The sequence below is a fragment of the Aeromonas sp. 602200 genome (assembly GCF_049173895.1).
In the GTDB taxonomy this organism is placed as follows: domain Bacteria; phylum Pseudomonadota; class Gammaproteobacteria; order Enterobacterales; family Aeromonadaceae; genus Aeromonas; species Aeromonas veronii_A.
This window is the reverse complement of the sequence record NZ_JAAKSL010000010.1, coordinates 132,892-152,023: the sequence shown is the minus strand read 5'-3', so window position 1 is coordinate 152,023 and position 19,132 is coordinate 132,892. Positions and strand designations below refer to the sequence as shown.

Sequence of the window (19,132 nt, the reverse complement as noted above, 5' to 3'; positions counted from 1 at the left end):
CGACTCTGAGAGCTCGCGACGGCTCACCTGTTTATTTTCCGGTCTGTGTCCAGACGCACTCACTGTCTGTGAACATCCATCCTGAATTGTCTTTGCCCACCGCATCCGCCGTGGGCTTTTTTTTGCCCGGATAATAAAAAACCGCCTTTGACGGCGGTTTCATGTTCAAACGACTGTTTTTACTTCTCATCTGGTCGCTGAAGACCGAAATGAGCGTAGGCTCGTGTGGTCGCAATCCGTCCTCTGGGTGTACGTTGCAGATACCCTTGCTGGATCAGATAAGGCTCCAGCACATCTTCGATAGTATCTTTCTCTTCCCCGATCGCGGCGGCCAGATTATCGAGACCCACCGGGCCCCCCATAAACTTGTCTATCACAGCCAACAATAACTTGCGGTCCATGAAGTCGAAGCCTTCATTATCGACATCCAGCATGTCCATGGCGCGGGCAGCAATGGGGCCGTCGATCCGGCCATCGGATTTCACCTGGGCAAAGTCGCGCACCCGCCTTAACAAACGGTTAGCAATCCGCGGCGTGCCGCGAGAGCGACGGGCGACCTCAATGGCACCATCTTCCGTCATGTCTAGCCCCAGACAACGGGCACTGCGGGAGACGATATCGGTCAGGTCCTTGACGTTGTAGAACTCCAGCCGCTGGACGATGCCGAAGCGATCCCGCAGCGGGCTGGTCAGTGAACCTGCCCGGGTGGTAGCGCCAATCAGGGTGAAGGGAGGCAGATCCAGCTTGATGGAGCGAGCTGCGGGTCCCTCCCCGATCATGATGTCGAGCTGGTAATCCTCCATCGCTGGATAGAGCACCTCCTCCACCACCGGGCTGAGGCGATGGATCTCGTCGATGAACAGCACATCGTTCGGTTCGAGGTTGGTGAGCAGCGCCGCCAGATCCCCCGCTTTCTCCAGCACCGGGCCGGAGGTAGTCTTGATATTGACCCCCATCTCGTTGGCGACGATGTTGGCGAGGGTAGTCTTGCCCAGACCCGGCGGGCCGAAGATCAGCAGGTGATCGAGCGCCTCTCCCCGCTGACGGGCCGCTTCGATAAAGATCTCCATCTGTTCGCAGACGGTATCCTGACCGGTGTAGTCAGCCAGCTTCTTGGGACGAATAGCCCGGTCAATAATGTCATCCTCACGGGCGGCACTGGCCGAGATGAGGCGGTCTGCTTCAATCATCAACTACCTCATACCAGGCTACGCAGGGATTCACGGATGATATCTTCCACCGACATCCCCTCTTTGGCAATCTTGCTGACAATCTGACTCGCCTGCTGCGGCTTGTAACCGAGGGCCACCAGCGCACTGGCCGCCTCCTCGGTCACATCAGGTGCCCGCAATTCGGGCTCACTGGCTGGCAAGGTGACCATGGCCGGGGAGAAGAGGTCGTGACTGACCCACCCTTTGAGGCGATCCTTCATCTCCACCACCAGACGCTCGGCGGTCTTCTTGCCGACTCCCGGCAGTTTGACCAAAGAGCTTATCTCTTCACGTTCGACACTCAGCACAAACTGGGTAGCTGTCATGCCGGAGAGAATAGCCAGCGCCAGCTTGGGGCCGACTCCGTTGGTCTTGATCAGCTCGCGGAACAGTGCCCGCTCCTGTTTGTGGTTGAAACCATAGAGCAACTGGGCATCTTCCCGCACCACGAAGTGAGTATGGATGGTCGCTTCCTTGCCGATCTCCGGCAAATCATAGAAGCAGCTCATCGGCATCTGTACCTCATAGCCAACCCCGCCCACTTCCAGCAGGACCTCGGGGGGCTGCTTTTCAATGACAATGCCTCTCAAGCGACCAATCACGGCTCTCTCCTCACCAATACAACTATTCGTAAATTGGCTCATAGCATAAAGAATAACTGGATAAGTATCCAGCATAGGGCTGCAACACCCGCGTAGTCAGAGAGGCTTTTTATCCCATTTTCCACCATGCTTGATCGGGTGCAGCCAGTGCACGGGATGTTTCAGCGCCGCACCGGCCCCCGAGCGGGGGATAAACCACTACACTAAACCCGTTCGGAACCGAAACTGGTGCCAATGTCGATACCAAGGAAGGCCATCACATGAAAATTGTTACCACCTCCAATCTGGGTCTTGCCATATTGCTCGGCTGCACGCTGGGCATGGGGGTCGTTGGCTGGTATGGCAGCCAGCGGCTAGCCAATCTGCTCTCCTATGTCCTGGGCGCCGCCTGGCAGACCGCCGACGGTGCCATGGAGGGCTCCATAGAGCTGGGCAACCAACAGCTACAGATTCAGAAGATGCAAAACGGAACCCCGCTCAATCGCGCCGAACTCGATGCTGCCAAGGCGGCGACCGATGACGCGCTGGCCCGGGTCAGCCAGGGGCAGCTCATTGATCGTGCAGCCCTTGCCACCATGGAACAGCACAAGCAGGACTATCAACAGCAACAAGAGAAGCTGCTGGCGCTCTATCACGCCTATACAGAGGTGGATCAGGCCCTGCATCACAACGCCGATCTGATGGCTCGCCTCTCGATCCAGCTGGAGGTGATCGGCGATGGCGCGGTCGAGGCGCTGACCCAATCCCCCGACCAGACCATCAGTTGGAACAGCGGCCTCTCCACTCGTTGGGAAGCGGCCGACGGGGGGATGGAATCCAACATAGGCTTTTTGCGCCAACTCTATGCGCTGGAGAAGATGCGCAGACAAGGAGTCACAGATGCGATCAAGGCCGAGTTGAAAGAGGCGACCGATTTCTACCACGAAGCAGTCGACAGCATGCTCGGCACCGGGCTGTTCGATATCGAGGGAACCGGGGAATTTGCCGGCAAGACACTGTCAGCAGAGTATCGAGCCCTGTTAGCCCGACATCAGCAGCTGATGGGACAGTGGGTCAATGCGCTCGGCAGCTATCAGGCCCAACAGGCCATCTATGAAGCCAGTGCCGATGAGCTGCGACAACAGCTGGTTGCCATCGAGGAGAGCGGCGATGCCACCGTCGAGGATCAGGTGGCCCAGCTCAACGGCATCATCAGCCAGACCCGAACCCTGCTGCTGGGTGGCCTGTTGCTGAGCCTGATCATGGTCACCCTCTGCGGCTTCTGGCTGACCCGCAAGCTGGTGACCCCGCTGCTGCAAGTGGACAAACGAATGCAGGATATCGCCGCCGGCGAGGGAGACCTCAACGCCCGCATCAACCTGCAACGGGATGACGAGATAGGCTCGCTGGCAAACAGCGTGGATCGTTTCATCGAGAAACTGCAGAAGATGATCAGCTCCACCATGGACAACAACCAGCACATCAGCGAACACGTTCACACCTCGGTCAACCGGGTGGAGGCAATCAGCCAAAGCAGCCGCCAGACCGCCGAACATGCGCTGGCCCTGCACCACGACAGTGAGCAGATGGTGCAAGTCGCCACCGGTATCTCGGACAACTGCAGCATGGCGGCCCACAATGCCAACGAGGTGCGCCAGCTGACCACCGAGAGCAGCCAGTATGTCGCCTCCGCCAGCGCGGGCATGCAACGGGTGGTACAGGAGGTGAGCGAGTGTGCCATCGCCATCAACTCCCTCAAGGAGCAGGCGGGTCAGATTGGCCAGATCATCTCCACCATCAGCGGCATCTCGGAGCAGACCAACCTGCTTGCCCTCAATGCGGCCATCGAAGCGGCCCGCGCGGGGGAGATGGGGCGTGGCTTTGCGGTGGTTGCGGACGAGGTGCGCACCCTGGCCAATCGCACCGCAACATCAAGCGCCGAAATTAGCCAGGTGATCAGCAGTATCCAGCAGCAGACCGAGACCGCCTATCTGATGATGCAACGCAACCTCAAGACGGTGGAGTCCGGCATGCAGGACTCCGAGAACACCAAGCAGATCCTGTTCAAGGTGGAAGGCGCCATCGACCAGCTGGCCGACATGGTGCAGCAGGTAGCCGTGGCTACCGGGCAACTGTCACACACCCTGAGCCACTCCTCTGACAAGGTCTCCGGTATCAGTCTGCAAGCCAGAACCGGCGAACAGGAGGCACAGGAGTGCCTGCAGCTCGCCTCCTCGCTCCATCAAGCCAGCCTGCTGCAACAGCGCCTACTCTCCCAGTTCAGGGTCTGACCCCTTTCAATAGCAAAGATGCCACTCATGTGAGTGGCATCTTTTTGTTACCGGTCGCTCATTCCTGCCGCCTTAACTTCCTCAACGTCCTATGGCCAGTTGAACAGCCAGGCTCAGCATGATGATGCCAACCAGCAGATCGATCCCCTGCTGCACCCGGCCGCGGGCCAACCAGGGCGCCAGTGCCGCAGCCCCCAGCGCCAGCGAGTAGAACCACACCAGCGAGGCCAGCATGGCCCCCGCAGCAAAGGCCGGACGCAGGGACTCGCTCACCTGACTGCCAAGGGAGCCGAGCAGCATCAGGGTATCGAGATAGACGTGGGGATTGAGCAGCGTAACTCCCAGCGTCATCGCCAGCACGCTTTTGGCCCCCATCTGCTGAGCAGAATCGGCAAGTCCCTCCCCCTTACCGCGCCAGGCACTGAGCAGGGAACGGCCACCAAACCAGCCGAGAAACAGCACGCCACCCCAGGTGAGTAGCGCCATGCCGAGGGGGCTGGCGGCCAGCACATTGGCTCCGCCAAATACGCCGATAGCAATCAGGGTGAGATCGCAGAAACTGCAGAGCGTGGCCGTCAGCAGATGGTGATTGCGATGGATGCCCCGGCTCAGCACAAAGGCATTCTGGGCGCCGATGGGGATGATCATGGCCAGACCGATGGTGAAGCCTTGCAGTGTCGTTGCGAGCATCATGGAGAGCACCGTTCGAAATGATGAATGAGCGGCACTATAGCGATTGCGGTTCCTTCTTAGAAATTCATTGATTTACTTATTGATTCATTTTGCTAATAAAAACCGGCATACCCAGCCGCTGTTCCAGCCCTTGTCAATTACCGGATCTGACAATTGTGACCCTCAGAGTGCGGCAGGAGAATCTGTTGCGCCTGTGGGCTCAGCCTACTGCAGCAATCTGGGGAAGTTGGTAACCACAACTTGCTCCAGATTGGGTAGCAACAGCCCCGTACTAACCCCTTTGGCAATGGCCTGATAGCGGTTCATTGAGCCGGTTTTGCGGGTGACCTGATTGAGATGGTAATTGACCGTGCGCTCCGTGATCCCGAGGATGCAGGCGATCTCGCTAGAGGTCTTCCCTTCGCTGGCCCAGAACAGGCACTCGGTCTCGCGCTCGGTCAAGGGGTCTTTACCCGCACTGTCCATCATGCTGAAACGCACCACCCGAATGGCCGCCTCGAAGATGTAATTGGACATCCAGGAGAGGATCGGCGAGGACTCCAGCAGCAGGTCGCTCGAGGCCCGCTCGGAGGTGATGAAGGAGAGAATACCGTTCTCCCCGGCAGCACCGTGCAGAGGGAAGGAGATGCCGTTACGCAACCCGAACTCGGCTGCCAACCCCATCACGTCCATGGTTCCCTCCTGCAGAAAACTGGCCCGCTCATCGAGGCGGTTCCAGTAAATGGGCAGCGTCTGCTTGCGTGCCAGCCGGATCACCGGATCGCACGCCAGCATGTTGTTTTCGGTATAGGCCTGCACCCAGGAATCGGGGCACTGGTTGAACAGCACCACCTTGGGCCTTTGCATCGACATCGGCAGGATCAGGGCGAAGCGATAGTAGTCATAGCCCATCCCGAGCGTAAAGCGACCGATCAGTTCGGCCAGACGATTGCCGTCCGTCACCGAAGTGAAATGTTCGAGGTACTCAAGCAGTTGGTCTCTGTTCATATGAAAGCCCCCTTGGCCAGACATGTGATTATAACGGCGAATAGCAAGATAGAGGGTCCATAATGTTGGTTTTTAAAGGAAAATTGAGAGAACATCCACGAAACGAGGTGGAGAATGAACTCTATCGCTTTCGAAATCGCGTCTTTTCCGACCGGCTAGGCTGGGATGTCGAGTCTCATCGGGGCCTGGAGCGTGACAGCTTCGACACGCCAGACACCCATTGGGTTCTGATCGAGGACGAAAAAGGGCTGTGTGGCTGCATTCGTCTGCTCAACTGTGCCGATGCCTATATGCTGCCCACCATCTTCCCCACCGCCCTTGCCGGTGAAAGCGCGCCACGCACCCCCGATGTCTGGGAACTCACCCGTCTGGCTATCGATGCCCAGCGCGCACCGCGCATGAGCAATGGCGTCAGCGAACTCACTTGTGTCATCTTCCGCGAGGTCTATGCCTTCGCCCATGCCCACGGGATCCGGGAGCTGGTCGCCGTCGTCAGCCTGCCGGTGGAGCGCATCTTCCGCCGCCTCGGCCTGCCCATCGAGCGGCTCGGTCATCGTCAGGCGGTCGATCTGGGGGCGGTAAGGGGCGTAGGCATCCGCTTCCATCTGGATGAGCGCTTCGCGCAGGCGGTCTCCCAACCTCTGCTGGGCCATTATCAAACCAGCCATTATCCACCACAGCAACTGTCACCGGTGCTGGCAGTTCACTCATAAAAAATCCCGGGAAAACAGACCCGGGATAAAGATGTCGCTACGATCTGCGCAGGGCTACCCCATGCGGCACCAAAGAGTATCCTCCCTCAATGGCCTGACCACTACTGTCAAAAATCACAGCACAACGCCCCTTCCACCGCCCATTGTTGTCCCCTGCCGAGTGACGTAGAGTCAGCCCTTGGGCAACGGAAGGGGGAGAAGATGAAAGAGCTGGATTACAAACTGCTGCGGGCACTGGATGCGGTACTGCAGGAGCAGAACTTCGATCGGGCGGCCAAGTCGCTCCATATCACCCAGTCGGCCATCTCCCAGCGGATCAAGCAGTTGGAGCAACAGTTTGCCGAGCCGCTGCTCATTCGCAGCCAGCCGCTGCAGGCCACGCCACTCGGCCAGAAACTGCTGGCCCACTATCGGCAGGTACATCAGCTTGAGCTCGAACTGGCGGGGGAGCTGACCCCCGACCAGCCGCAGGGGCCAATCCGGATCAGCATCGCCGTCAACGCCGACAGCCTGGCCACCTGGTTTTTGCCCGCCATTGCCCCCTTGTTGAAACAGCACCCCATCGAACTCAACCTGCTGGTCGATGACGAGAGCCGCACCCTCGACAAGGTCCGCGAGGGCCAGGCCTTTGGTGCGGTCAGTCTGCATCCCCAACCGCTGGCGGGTTGCTGCGTCGACGAGCTCGGTGAGATGAACTATCTGCTTACCGCCAGCCCCGCCTTCGTAGCCCGCCACTTCCCTCGCGGCCTGACTCGTGAGGCGCTGGCCAAGGCACCGGCGGTGGCGTTCGATCAGCGCGATGACATGCATGTGAGCTTTATGAGGGAACACTTCGGGCTGGAGCCCGGCGGTTATCCCTGCCATACGGTCCACTCCTCAGAGGCCTTCGTCGCCATGGCCGAGCAGGGGTTGGCCTATTGTCTCATTCCCGAATTGCAGATAAGAGGCCAGCTCGCAGGCGGGTCACTGCTCAACCTCAGTCCCGACCACGTCCTGACGGAACGCCTCTACTGGCACCGCTGGGTACTGGAAAAAGGGGTTCACAAGCAGCTCTCCCAACGCCTTATCGACCATGCCAGATCGCAGTTGAAACCACGCTGAGCAGGCCATTCACCTTGGCTTTGCAGGGCTAAAAACGTATAGTGCTGGGCGATCCTTCATCAGGTCTCCACCCAGGTTTTCACTTCAGGTTCCTCACTTATGTTCCAAGACAATCCGCTGCTGGCCCAGCTCAAGCAACAAATCCGCGAAAACATCCCGAAGAAAGAGGGTGTTATCCGCGCCTCGGACCGGGGCTTCGGCTTTCTGGAAGTCGATGAGAAGACCAGCTATTTCGTGCCGCCTCCCTACATGAAGAAGGTGATGCACGGTGACCGGGTGACCGCCCTGATCCGCACCGAAAAAGAGAAGGAAGTGGCCGAGCCGGATACCCTGCTGGAGCAGTCCGTCACCCGCTTCGTGGCCCGGGTCAAGATGTTCCGAGACCGCCTCAACGTGGTGGCCGACCATCCGCTGATCAAGGATGCCATCAAGGCCCGCGTCAAGAAGGGTCTGGATGAGAAAGAGTTCAAGGAAGGTGACTGGGTGGTGGCTACCCTCAAGCGCCACGCGCTGGTCGACGGCAACTTCTCTGCCGAGATCACCCAGAAGATCGCCGCCCAGGAAGATCACAATGTGCCCTGGTGGGTGGTGCTGGCCCGCCACAATCTGGCCCAGGTCGAACCGGCTGACTTGCCGGAGTGGAAGGTGATCGAAGAGGAAGAGCTGCCCCGTCGTGACCTGACCAAGGTGCCCTTCTTCACCATCGACGGTGCCAAGACCAAGGATATGGACGATGCGCTGGCCATCACCAAGCTGGACAACGGCTGGGAGCTGCTGGTCGCCATCGCTGACCCGACCGCCTATGTGGCCGAAGGGAGCGAGCTGGACAAGGAAGCCGCCCAGCGCGCCTTCACCGTCTACATGCCGGGCCGCAACGTGCCGATGATCCCGCGCACCCTCTCCGACGAGCTTTGCTCCCTGAAAGAGGGTGAGGAGCGCAACACCCTGTGTGCCCGTCTGCTCATCGCCGAAGACGGTCTGCTGCTGGAGGGGACCGAGTTCTTCGCTGCCCGCATCTGTTCCCACGCCCGTCTCAACTACGACGACGTCTCCGACTGGGCCGAGCATGGCAAAGAGCTGTCCATCGACGCAGGCGTACTGGCCCAGCTGCCGCTGATGAAGGCAATGACCGAGGCGCGCATCGCGTGGCGAACCGAGCATGCCCTGGTATTCCCGGATCGTCCCGACTACGACTTCGAGCTGGGCGAGAATGGCGAAGTGCTGGCCATCCACGTCGAGCCGCGCCGCATCGCCAACCGCATGGTGGAAGAGTCGATGATCGCCGCCAACATCTGTGCCGGTCGCGTGCTGGGCAAGAGCGTCGGTTACGGCATCTTCAACGTTCACACCGGCTTTGACGAAGAGTCCCTCGACGGCGCCATCGACCTGCTGAAGAGTGCCGAAGCCCCGTTCGAGCGCGACGAGATCGCCAGCCTCTCCGGCTTCTGTGCCCTGCGCCGCTGGATCGACAACCTCGACACCCGCTGGCTGGATGGCAAGATCCGCCGTTTCCAGAGCTATGCGCTGATGTCCTCCGAGCCGGGCGCCCACTACGGCCTGGGTCTGGATGCCTACGCCACCTGGACCTCCCCGATCCGTAAATACGGCGACATGGTCAACCATCGTCTGCTTAAAGCCGTTATCGCCGGCAAGACCCCGGGCGAGCGCCCGAGCACCGAGCTCACCGAGCATCTGACCGCCTGCCGCCGTCTGCACCGCATGGTGGAGCGCGACATCGGCGACTGGCTCTATGTTCGCTACCTCAAGGCCGATGCTGGCACCGACAAGGTGTTCAACGCCGAGATCATCGACGTGATGCGTGCCGGTCTCAAGCTGCGTCTGCAGGAGAACGGCGCCGTGGTCTTCATGCCTGCCCGTCACATCCTCGACAACAAGGATCGACTGGAGTGCAACTGGGACAACGGCCGCGTCTATCTGGACAAGACCGAGGTGGTCTACGAGCTCGGCCAGATCATCGAGGTGAAGCTGACCGAAGCGGTGGAAGAGACCCGCTCTCTCATCGCCAAACCGGCGGTAGATCTGGTACCGGGTCCGGCACCGGAAGCGCCGGTCGCCGAGAGCAGTGCGGATAACGCCGCGGCACCGGCCGATGAAGCCAGCAAGGCGGAATAAATCCCCCTCTCCAGAGCCCGCCACTGTGCGGGCTCTTCTTTTCATAACCCTTCAAATCTCCCTGCCAACCTGCCACTGATTGCTGTTACCCGTAACAGTTAATAGCCCCACGCAAAGCCCGTCATCACGCACCATAAAAGGAGCCAAAATCTGGGCTCTGGATCTCCATTTTGACATTTCAATCAATAAATTAAACGGACTCTATATATACTCGCTTGGGTACAATCCAAGGGATATTGGTATGCAGGAATGGGACCCGGAACACTTCACCAACTTCGCTCAGTTATGCGAAGTGAGCCTCGCCACCATCCGTGAAAAGACCGATGCCGAACGCCTCTACCTCTGGCTGAAAGCCCCCGAACCGCAGCTCTACAGCTTTCAGCTCGATCAGGGGCTGACCACGCTTGATCTCGCCCATCTCGGTCAATTGACCCTGCCCCACCACCTGATCGACAAGGCGATGGACAAGGGGCAACTGGTGATCGAGCAGATCTACCAGCCGCCGGACTCTGGTGAGAATGTCGAACCAGCCCAGCAACGACTACGCGCCTGCTTCCCCCTCAAACGCCATATGAACCTGGAAGGGGTCATCTATCTGGAGACCCGCCGCCGCATCGATCGCCTCTCCTCCCACCAGCGTCAGGGTATCCAGCTCCTTATTCACTATCTGACGGCCGAGCTCAGCAATCACCTGCTCTCCAGCCAGGTCAATCAGGAGCGGGACCAGCGACTCCATACCCAGACCGATCTGGTACAGAGTCAGGCACTGCAGGGCTCCTTCCTCACCATGTTGCAGGCGCTGCACATGGTAAGCGTTACCCTCTCCCGCAGTCGCAGCGAGAACGATCTGCTGCGGGATGCCGTGCTGCTGGCCCGCAAAGAGCTGCAGTTCGATCGGGTTGCCATCTTCCTGATCGAACCCGATGGCAAGACCATGCGCGGCACCTGGGGCACCAGCGAAGAGGGAGAGCTGGTAGACGAACATGACTTTGTCAGTCCCATTCCGGAGCACCCCACGGTGCAGGAGGCGCTCAGGCGCAAGGACTACGTGCTGGTGCTGGAAGATACCCCCCTCTACTACGAGAAACAGCAGGTAGGTCGTGGCTGGAACGCCATGGTCTCGCTGTGGGATGGCACCACTCCCATCGGCTGGATCGCCGCCGACAACCTGCTGTGGCACCGCCCGCTCAAAGCCTATCAGAGCGAGATTTTCAAACAGTACGCCGCCATCCTGTCACAGTTACTGATCCGCCAGCGCACCCAGGAGCAGCTGGAGCGGCTCAATCGCCAGCTGGAGGAGCGGGTTGCCGAACGCACGATACAACTGGCCGAAACCAATCGGGCGCTGGAGGAGGCCAATCACCGCCTCTCCCTGCTCTCGCTGGAAGATCCTCTGACTGGTATCGCCAATCGGCGCCAGTGGGACATCACCATGCAATGGGAGTGGGCACGGCGCACCCAAAATCCGCTGGCGGTATTGATGATCGATGTGGACGAGTTCAAGGCCTACAACGACCACTTCGGCCATGCCAAGGGGGATCTCTGCCTGCAACAGGTGGCCCATGTGCTGCGGGATGCAGAGCGGCGCTGCACCAATCTGGTCGCCCGTTACGGTGGCGAGGAGTTCGTCATTCTGCTCTGCGCCCCCCAACCCGGTGAGGCCGAACAACTGGCCGAGAGGATCCATGATGGCCTAACCCGATTAAAACTGCCCCATCCCGCCTCGCGGGTTGCTGATTTCATTACGGTTAGCATAGGCTTTAGCTATCTGGTTCCCTCCCTGAACGAGGCATGGCAGAGTCTGACCGAACAGGCCGATCAGGCGCTCTACCACGCCAAGTCTCAAGGACGGGCGCGCACTCTGGCCTATCGGTGATCCCATGCTGTTGCGTCGTTATCCCATCTTCAATCGCCGCATGGCCCTGGTGGCCTACGGCATCGATTATCTGCTCGGCTCACCGGACGAGTGGCCCTCGCTGGCACAACATTGCCGCCTGCTGGCACAAGGGCGCCAATATCTGGTGCCCTTCACCCACGAACAGCTCGATGAACAGCGCCCCCTGCTGTTTGATCAGGATGCGATCCCGCTGGTCGAAGCCTCCAGCGAACGGCTACCAGCTTCCTTTCCGGTGCTGGAACAGTGGCGAGACAGTCGACGCCGGCTTGCCGTACACGGGGTCAGCCGTGAGCCACGCTGGCTCGGTGCCAGCCGTCTGCTGGTATTCTGGATGGGCGAAGAGGGGATCTGCCAGCCCACCGAACACAAGCGGATGGCCCTCGATATCGAAACCTGGGAAGACTTTCTCCCGCTGCGAGAGGCCGGAGTCGACTTCTTTGCCGGTGGTTTTCTCGCCCGCCCCGAGCTGGTCAACCAGCGTGCCACCCAGCCCGACATGGCACTTGTGCAGCAGATCCTCCAGCTCATCTGCCACGAGGAGTTCTCCTTTGCCCAGGTGGCCCGCCTGCTGGAGCAGGATGCCTTGCTCCCGGGCCAGCTACTCACCTATGTCAACGCCCCCGGCTTCGATCATGCAGCCCCCATCACCTCGGTTTCCCGCGCCCTCTCCTATCTGGGAGAGCAGGAGATCCGCAAGTTTGTGCTGATCAACGGCCTAGCCAGGGTAAGCCAGCATATGCCGGAGGCCTCTACCCGGATGGCCATCGCTCGCGGTCGCTTCTGTGAACTTATCGCCCTCACCGCCCTAGACAAACGCGAAGCAAGCTGGGCTTTTCTGGTAGGGCTGGTACTCGATGGTTCCCTGCTATCGGAGTCGCTGAAGGCCCACCTGCCCAACAACGTAAAACGAGCCATCGAGCGGCACGAAGGGCCGTTGTTCCACCTGTTCCAGCTGGTCAGGACCTACGAACAGGGCAACTGGGCCCTGCTGGAGCAGCTGGCACCGAAATACCAGCTCGACCCGACCAGACTCACCCCCGTCTATTTTCAGGCGCAAATGTGGGGGCAAGCGTTTCTCACCTGCTAGGTGATGGCGAGGCGGGGAGCCACTGGCTAGAATGGGCTCCCTTTTTTCAGAGACAGACCCCGCACCATGACTCTTTCCGGATTCCAAGGCCTGGTCTTTGACCTTGATGGCACCCTGGTCGACTCCATGCCGCTGCACCTCGCCGCCTGGGAGCACACAGCCCGCGAGTTTGGCTTTCACTTCGATGCCGACTGGTTCTATGAGCTGGGTGGCATGCCGAGCCGCAAGATCGCCCTGCTGGTCGCACAGGAGCAGCAGATCCCCCTCGATCCGCTCGAAGTCACCCGCTGCAAGACCGCCCACTATGTGGCCAACCTGCACAAGGCGACCGTGTTTCCGGCCATGCAGGCGCTGGTCGAGCGCTATCATGGCGTCATCCCGATGGGGATCGGCACCGGCTCGCCTCGTGTCAACGCCGAAGCGGTGCTGCGCAATACCGGGCTGGATCGCTATTTCTCCGTGGTGGTCACGGCCGACGATGTGGAGCTGCACAAGCCCAATCCGGACACCTTCCTGCTGGTCGCCAGCAAGTTGGGGGTCGCGCCATCAGGCTGTCTGGTGTTTGAAGATACCGGTATCGGGGTACAGGCCGGAGAGGCGGCGGGGATGCAGACCTGCATGGTCAAAGAGGGTCAACCGGTCGGCATAACCGCGTAGTGCGTAAAAAAATATCGCCCTGCAAGGGGCGATAACCGAAACCGACTCTCATACGGGACATGAATGAAAATGAGAGCAGTTTCCGTCAGCCGCTGACGCAGGGCGCGTCAACGGGGAGTGCGGGGCAGACGATTACTCGTTGTTGCCGCCGCCCTGATTGTCGTCATACCGACCCGGCGCACCATGGGGGCGCGGCGCCATGGAGACACGCGGCTTGCGAGCACGCTGGATGTTCACCTGCGGACGGCCGGTGTGCATGGCGATGGTGGAGATCTTGGCCTTGTAGACCAGCTGCTGGTTGCCGTGTGCATCGGTCAGCAGCACGCTGTACTGGTCAAACCCGCTGATGGTGCCTTCCAGCTTGATGCCGCTCACCAGAAAGATAGCGACCTGACTGCGGTTCTTGCGCAACCAGTTGAGGGCAGAATCTTGCCCGTTCCCGAGGGAGAAGGCTTGCTCAATCGTGGAGTAGCTTGGGGATTCAGTTGTCATAAATTATTGTCCCGCGGAAAAAAAGTGGCGTTTGATTGTGCTAAATGGGCACTGGCTTGTCAAAGTCATTCTCACTCCCGCCAGCAATAGCGGCCTCCGGGGGCTGGTCGCTGACCAGCACAACTGCGATAATCGCCAGCTCTGGCTCCACCATGGGCCTTATCTGGGGTTTTATCTTGCATCCGGTTTCACACCAACACCACACCACCTATGTCCATGATGCCACTGCCTGCGAAGAGTGTGACCTGCTGATACCGGCCACACCGCTCGAGGTGGGACAGGCCAGCTGCTGCCCCCGTTGCGGACACACCCTGAGTCGCCACCTGCCACAGCAGGAGTTGCGGCCGATCTCCTACGGGTTCGCGGCACTTATCATGTTCGTGCTCGCCAATGCCTTTACCTTTATGTCTTTCTCGGCCAAAGGGGTGGGCCAGGAGATGACCTTTTTGCAGAGCATCACCACCCTGGTGGATGAGGGCTATCTGTTTCTCGGCGCGGTACTGAGCCTGACCCTGATCGGCCTGCCGCTGGTTTATATGGGGTCCATCATGCTGGTGCTGTGGCGGGTCGATAAAGATCTGCACAGCAATGCCCTGCGCTCCCTCGGCCGTCTGCTCTGCCGGATCAAACCCTGGCTGATGGTGGATGTCTTTCTGGTGGGGGTGCTCATCTCGCTGGTCAAGCTGATGGGAATGGCCGACATCAAGATGGGGCTGTCATTCTGGGCTTTCGTCGGCTACACCGTGCTGCTCATCAAGATGATCTCCTCACTGGATCAGATGTGGCTGTGGCAGCGGCTGTTCGGCCCTACCGAGTCGCGGGAGATCGACCCGGAAGCGGGGGCGCTGGAATCAGGTCTGGTGGGCTGCCATATCTGTGGCGCTCTGAGCGAGGTGGGTAGCCACAGCTGCTCCCGCTGCGGGGGCAAGCTGCATGCGCGCAAGCCGGGCGGCCTGAACCGCACCTGGGCGCTGCTGTTTACCTCCGCCATTCTCTACATTCCGGCCAACGTCTATCCCATCATGGATACGGTGTTTCTCGGTGATGACAGCCCCTCCACCATCCTCGGCGGTGTGGTGCTGCTCTGGGCCATGGGCTCCTACCCCATCGCAGCAGTGATCTTTTTCGCCAGCGTGGTGGTGCCGCTGGTGAAAATACTGGCGCTATTCTGGCTTTGCTATATGGTGCAGCGCGGCAATGTCACCTCCCCCCTCGGCAAGCTCAAACTCTATCGCATGACCGAATTTGTCGGACGCTGGTCGATGATCGACGTCTTCGTGGTGGCCATTCTGGCGGGCCTGATCCGGCTCGACAATCTGATGACCATCTATCCCGGCCCTGCGGCCGTCGCATTTGCAGGTGTGGTGCTGATCACCATGGTCGCCGCCATGAGTTTCGACTCCCGCCTGATCTGGGATTTACAACAAGGAGAACGCGAACGTGAGTGAGCGTAAAAAAAGGTGGAAACCGGGCTCTGACTTTCTGAGCTCTGCCGCCGCAATCTGGATGGTGCCCCTGCTGGCGCTGTTCATCGGTCTCTGGATGCTGTTCCAGCACTGGTACTCCCAGGGCCCCAGTTTCACCCTGACAGTCGCCACTGCCGAGGGCATAGTCGCTGGCAAGACGGTGATCCGCTCCCGCGAAGTGGACGTCGGCCGTATCGAGGCCGTCGAGCTGAGTGATGACTACAGCCATGCCGTGCTGAAAGGACGGCTGACCAATGCCGCCTCCGGCATGCTGCGCGGTGACAGCCAGTTCTGGGTGGTCAAGCCCAGAGTGGGCCGTGAAGGGGTATCGGGTCTGAGCACCCTGCTCTCCGGCGCCTATATCGAGCTCGCCCCCGGCAAGAAAGGGCGGGCGCGGGACGAATACGCCATGCTCGACAAACCGCCGCTCGCCTCCCTCGATGCCAAGGGGCTGCGTCTCACCCTCAGTAGTCGCGACACTCGCGCGCTGGGAGAAGGCTCCCCCATCAACTATCAGGGCTTCACCATAGGTCAAGTGGAAGAGGCGAAGTTCCTGCCAGAAAAGAGCGAGATGCAGTATCAAATCTTCATCCACGCCCCCTATGACATTCTGGTGAGCAGCAACTCCCGCTTCTGGATGACCCCGGGCTTCGAGGTCTCCATGAGCAGCGAGGGGATGAAGGTGAAGATGGATTCGCTCGAGAGCCTGATCGATGGCGGCATCACCATGGGTCTGCCACCCGGCTGGGCACCTGGCGAGCCGGTCAAACAGATGGAAGGGTTCACCCTGTTCCAGGATGAGGCGAGCGTGCTGGCCGGTAGTCTGGATCAGTTCATCGACTACGTCTTCCTGTTCGATGACAACGTGGGTGGCCTGCACCCGGGCGCGGCGGTGCAGTATCGCGGTATCCGGGTCGGTACCGTCATCTCCGCCCCCTACCTCATCGAGGACAAGGGCGTGCAGATCTTCAAGAGCCGCCAGATCCCGGTGCTGGCCCGCATCGAGGTACAGCGCCTCTCCCACCGCTATGCCAAGGCGGAGAAGGATCAGTGGCGTGCCCTGTTCGGCAAGCAGTTCAAGGAGGGGTTGCGTGCCAGCCTCAAGACCTCGAGCCTGCTGACTGGCGGCAAGATCATCGACCTCAACTTCTATCCGGACGCGCCACGTTTCGAACAGGCCAAGCTGGCCGGTTATCAGGTCTTCCCCACCGTGCAGGGCGGGCTGGATCAGATCGAGCGCAAGGTGAACCTCATCCTCGACAAGTTTGTCGACATGGACATGGCAACCACCCTGACCAAGGTCAACGGGTCACTGACCACCCTGGATGGCACCCTGAAGAACATCAGTGCAGTCAGCGCCAACCTGAACAAGCTCACCGCCAAGGATTCCACCCAGCAGCTGCCCGCCTCGCTCAACGAGAGCCTCAAGCAGTTGCAGGAGACCTTGCAGGCCTATGACGCCCAATCGCAGACCAATCAGGATCTGCGTCAGTCGGTGCAGACCCTCAATCAGTTGATGCGCGAACTGCAGCCGCTGGTGCACTCCCTCAACGAGCAGCCCAGTTCGCTGATCTTCGATCGCGCGCATCCATCGGACCCTGAGCCCAAGCGAGGCAAACAATGAAAAAAGAGATCCTGACGCTGGCCCTGCTGGGGCTGCTGGCGGGTTGCAGCAGCCAGCCAAGCCTGCACTACTACTCGCTCGATGCCGACAGCCAGCAACCCGTAACGGCCCCGGCCCAACCGCAGCACCAGCTGGTGCTGCGCCCGGTGGCGCTGGCCAGCCAGCTCGATCGGATCAGCCTGGTCTATCAGCTGGAAGGGCAAGAGCTGCACTTCACCGAGTACCATCGCTGGGCCGGTGCGCTGGACGATCAGCTCAACCAACTCACCCTCAATGGCCTCTCCACCCGCCTGCCGGGCTGGGTGGTACGGCAGGATGGCGCCCGCAAGGGGCCGGTGCTGACCATTCTGGTGGAGCGCTTTCAGGGCCGTCATGACGGCAGCGCCGTGCTGAGCGGTCGCTGGCGCCTGCTGGCGGAAGATGGCACAGTGCTGCGCGATGCCCCCTTCCGTCAGGAGCGAGTACTGCCGGCCGATGGCTACAACGCACTGGTGAACGAACTGGGTCAGGGCTGGCAACAGCTGCTCGACCAGATCGCTGCCGAGGTGCGCAAGCAGGGTTGAGCACATCAACCTGCGAGCATCAGATAGAAAAAACGACGCCAGCTGGCGTCGTTTTTTTATGGGCAAGAGTCGGGGGCGACTTATGCCTTGGCAGGCAGGCTCAGGCGGGCAACCGCTTCCACATGCATGGAGTGCGGGAACATATCGACCGGTTGCACTTCGTCCAGCACGAAGCCCTGCTTGACCAGCCAGGCAAGGTCGCGGGCCAGGGTCTGCGGGTTGCAGGAGACATAGACCAGACGACGGGGCGCCATGGCGACCAGGGTCTGCAGCACCGCTTTGTCACAGCCTTTGCGGGGCGGATCCATCACCACCACATCAGCGGTCACGCCCTGGGCGTGCAGCTCGGGCATCAGCTGCTCGGCCTTGCCGACGTGGAATTCGGTGTGCTCGATGCCGTTGAGGGCAGCGTTGCGGCGGGCATCGCTGATGGCGCTCTCCACCGACTCGATCCCGACGACCTTGGCGGCCTTGCCAGCAAGGAACAGGGAGATGGTGCCGATACCGCAATAGATGTCGAACACCGTCTCGTTGCCGGTCAGCTCGGCATACTCGAGGGCACTGGAGTAGAGCACATCGGTCTGGGTCGGGTTGTTCTGGAAGAAGGAGAGCGGCGAGATCTCGAACTCGAGTTCGTGGATCTTGTCGCGGATCACCCCTTCGCCAAGCAGCACCCGGTTGGTGGCACCCAAAATGCGGTTGGTGCGCTCATCGTTGATGTTCTGCACCAGGGTAGTGACCGGCAGATCGCTCAGGGCTGCCAGCAGCTCGGCTTCGAACGGCAGCTCCTCGCTCAGGGTCACCAGCACCACCATCAGCTCGCCGCTCTTGAAGCCCTTGCGGGTCATCAGGTTGCGCACGCAGCCGCTGTGGTTTACTTCGTCATAGGCGGCGATGTCATGCGCGCGCATCCAGTTGCGCACCCGGGCGTTGAGCTCCACGTGCAACGGATCCTGCACCGCACAGTCATCGGCGGTGATGAGATCGTGGGAGTGCTTGCGATAAAAACCGATCTCGGCACCGGCGTCACAGCCACGCACCGCATATTGCGCCTTGTTGCGATAGGCGAACGGGCTCTCCATGCCAAGGATATCCTTGACCGGGGTGTCACCCAGCCCGGCCTGCTCCAGTGCGCTCTGCACCAGTGCCTGCTTGAGCTTGAGCTGGGCCGGATAGGCCAGCGGACGTACCTGACAGCCACCACACTCGGTGTTGGGGCAGAAATCGGCAACCCGATCGGCAGAGGGCTGGAGCAGCTCGGCAACCTTGCCGTGCAGATAGTTCGGCTTGACCTCGGTCAGCTCCACCAGCGCCTGCTCACCGGGCAGCAGACCTTCGACAAACAGGGGGCGATCGAACAGGCGTCCTTTGCCATCTCCTTTGTCGGTCAGTTCCAGGATCTCGATCTGGTGTTGATGTCCCACTAACGGCATGAGCGGCTCCAAAAGTACTAAAAATGGGGGTGATGGACGCGGAAAAGCCATGCCCATCGAGAAAAGGTGGAAGAGTTTAGCGGAGATCCGGCCAAATTGCAGGCATAAAAAGCCTGCTTGTTACAATGGTCATTGTCCCAGGCTATCTGCCGGGCGTTGCCACCTTTCGGGTTGCGGCAAATTTAGCCCTTGGGCCATAACGC

Annotated in this window: 16 protein-coding genes; 10 read left to right on the top strand and 6 right to left on the bottom strand. The window is 60.2% G+C overall.

Translation table 11 applies throughout. The features are described 5' to 3' along the window. Positions 1–179 precede the first annotated feature (179 nt). Entirely contained in the window at positions 180–1,190 is a 1,011-nt protein-coding gene (gene ruvB, locus G5221_RS13500; protein ID WP_005335744.1) for a Holliday junction branch migration DNA helicase RuvB, read from the bottom strand. Positions 1,191–1,198: 8 nt separating this feature from the next. Further along, positions 1,199–1,813, bottom strand: a complete 615-nt coding sequence (ruvA, locus tag G5221_RS13495; RefSeq protein ID WP_005335746.1) for a Holliday junction branch migration protein RuvA — start codon at positions 1,811–1,813, stop codon at positions 1,199–1,201. 260 nt (positions 1,814–2,073) lie between these two features. Between ruvA and G5221_RS13490 the strand changes: the two genes are divergently transcribed. Further along, entirely contained in the window at positions 2,074–4,083 is a 2,010-nt protein-coding gene (locus tag G5221_RS13490) for a methyl-accepting chemotaxis protein (RefSeq protein WP_421263400.1), read from the top strand. Between the two features lie 81 nt (positions 4,084–4,164). Here the strand turns inward: G5221_RS13490 and lysE are convergent, their stop codons facing one another. Together lysE and G5221_RS13480 are read right to left on the bottom strand one after the other, a co-directional pair. Continuing rightward, positions 4,165–4,773 (bottom strand): L-lysine exporter, encoded by a 609-nt coding sequence (lysE, locus tag G5221_RS13485; protein ID WP_041235221.1) that lies wholly within the window; start codon positions 4,771–4,773, stop codon positions 4,165–4,167. Between the two features lie 207 nt (positions 4,774–4,980). Continuing rightward, entirely contained in the window at positions 4,981–5,763 is a 783-nt protein-coding gene (locus G5221_RS13480; protein ID WP_005335753.1) for a LuxR family transcriptional regulator, read from the bottom strand. A 62-nt stretch (positions 5,764–5,825) separates the two neighbouring features. On the opposite strand from G5221_RS13480, the gene G5221_RS13475 reads away from it, so the two are divergent. From G5221_RS13475 to G5221_RS13450, 6 genes are all read left to right on the top strand, one after another. After that, complete coding sequence (locus G5221_RS13475; protein WP_110303564.1) at positions 5,826–6,476, top strand: acyl-homoserine-lactone synthase; 651 nt, start codon at positions 5,826–5,828, stop codon at positions 6,474–6,476. A gap of 201 nt (positions 6,477–6,677) precedes the next feature. Further along, on the top strand, positions 6,678–7,577 hold the full coding sequence (locus tag G5221_RS13470) for a LysR family transcriptional regulator ArgP (RefSeq protein WP_058059683.1): 900 nt from the start codon (positions 6,678–6,680) through the stop codon (positions 7,575–7,577). Between the two features lie 99 nt (positions 7,578–7,676). Continuing rightward, positions 7,677–9,710 carry an exoribonuclease II gene (locus G5221_RS13465; protein WP_421263399.1) on the top strand — a complete coding sequence of 678 codons (2,034 nt, stop codon included), beginning with the start codon at positions 7,677–7,679 and terminating at the stop codon, positions 9,708–9,710. Positions 9,711–9,951: 241 nt separating this feature from the next. After that, positions 9,952–11,586 carry a diguanylate cyclase domain-containing protein gene (locus G5221_RS13460; RefSeq protein WP_421263398.1) on the top strand — a complete coding sequence of 545 codons (1,635 nt, stop codon included), beginning with the start codon at positions 9,952–9,954 and terminating at the stop codon, positions 11,584–11,586. Between the two features lie 4 nt (positions 11,587–11,590). Then, positions 11,591–12,694: an EAL and HDOD domain-containing protein gene (locus tag G5221_RS13455; protein ID WP_421263397.1), complete on the top strand. Its 1,104-nt coding sequence runs from the start codon at positions 11,591–11,593 to the stop codon at positions 12,692–12,694. A 66-nt stretch (positions 12,695–12,760) separates the two neighbouring features. After that, positions 12,761–13,351, top strand: coding sequence for an HAD family hydrolase (locus G5221_RS13450; RefSeq protein WP_201998107.1), 591 nt, complete (start codon positions 12,761–12,763; stop codon positions 13,349–13,351). A gap of 132 nt (positions 13,352–13,483) precedes the next feature. Here the strand turns inward: G5221_RS13450 and hfq are convergent, their stop codons facing one another. Beyond that, positions 13,484–13,843 carry an RNA chaperone Hfq gene (gene hfq, locus G5221_RS13445; protein ID WP_005335772.1) on the bottom strand — a complete coding sequence of 120 codons (360 nt, stop codon included), beginning with the start codon at positions 13,841–13,843 and terminating at the stop codon, positions 13,484–13,486. A 176-nt stretch (positions 13,844–14,019) separates the two neighbouring features. Here hfq and G5221_RS13440 point away from each other — a divergent pair, with 176 nt between their 5' ends. The 3 genes from G5221_RS13440 to G5221_RS13430 are packed head-to-tail and all read left to right on the top strand — an operon-like array spanning position 14,020 to position 17,496. Then, positions 14,020–15,291: a paraquat-inducible protein A gene (locus G5221_RS13440; protein WP_042081548.1), complete on the top strand. Its 1,272-nt coding sequence runs from the start codon at positions 14,020–14,022 to the stop codon at positions 15,289–15,291. Further along, positions 15,284–16,933, top strand: coding sequence for an intermembrane transport protein PqiB (gene pqiB, locus G5221_RS13435; RefSeq protein WP_005335774.1), 1,650 nt, complete (start codon positions 15,284–15,286; stop codon positions 16,931–16,933). Before G5221_RS13440 ends, pqiB begins: the two co-directional genes overlap by 8 nt. Next, complete coding sequence (locus tag G5221_RS13430) at positions 16,930–17,496, top strand: PqiC family protein (RefSeq protein WP_075116002.1); 567 nt, start codon at positions 16,930–16,932, stop codon at positions 17,494–17,496. The genes pqiB and G5221_RS13430 overlap by 4 nt, the downstream gene beginning before the upstream one ends. Before the next feature lie 80 nt (positions 17,497–17,576). Here G5221_RS13430 and rlmD read toward each other — a convergent pair whose 3' ends face one another. Then, positions 17,577–18,929 carry a 23S rRNA (uracil(1939)-C(5))-methyltransferase RlmD gene (rlmD, locus tag G5221_RS13425; RefSeq protein WP_100652771.1) on the bottom strand — a complete coding sequence of 451 codons (1,353 nt, stop codon included), beginning with the start codon at positions 18,927–18,929 and terminating at the stop codon, positions 17,577–17,579. Between the last annotated feature and the right edge of the window lie 203 nt (positions 18,930–19,132).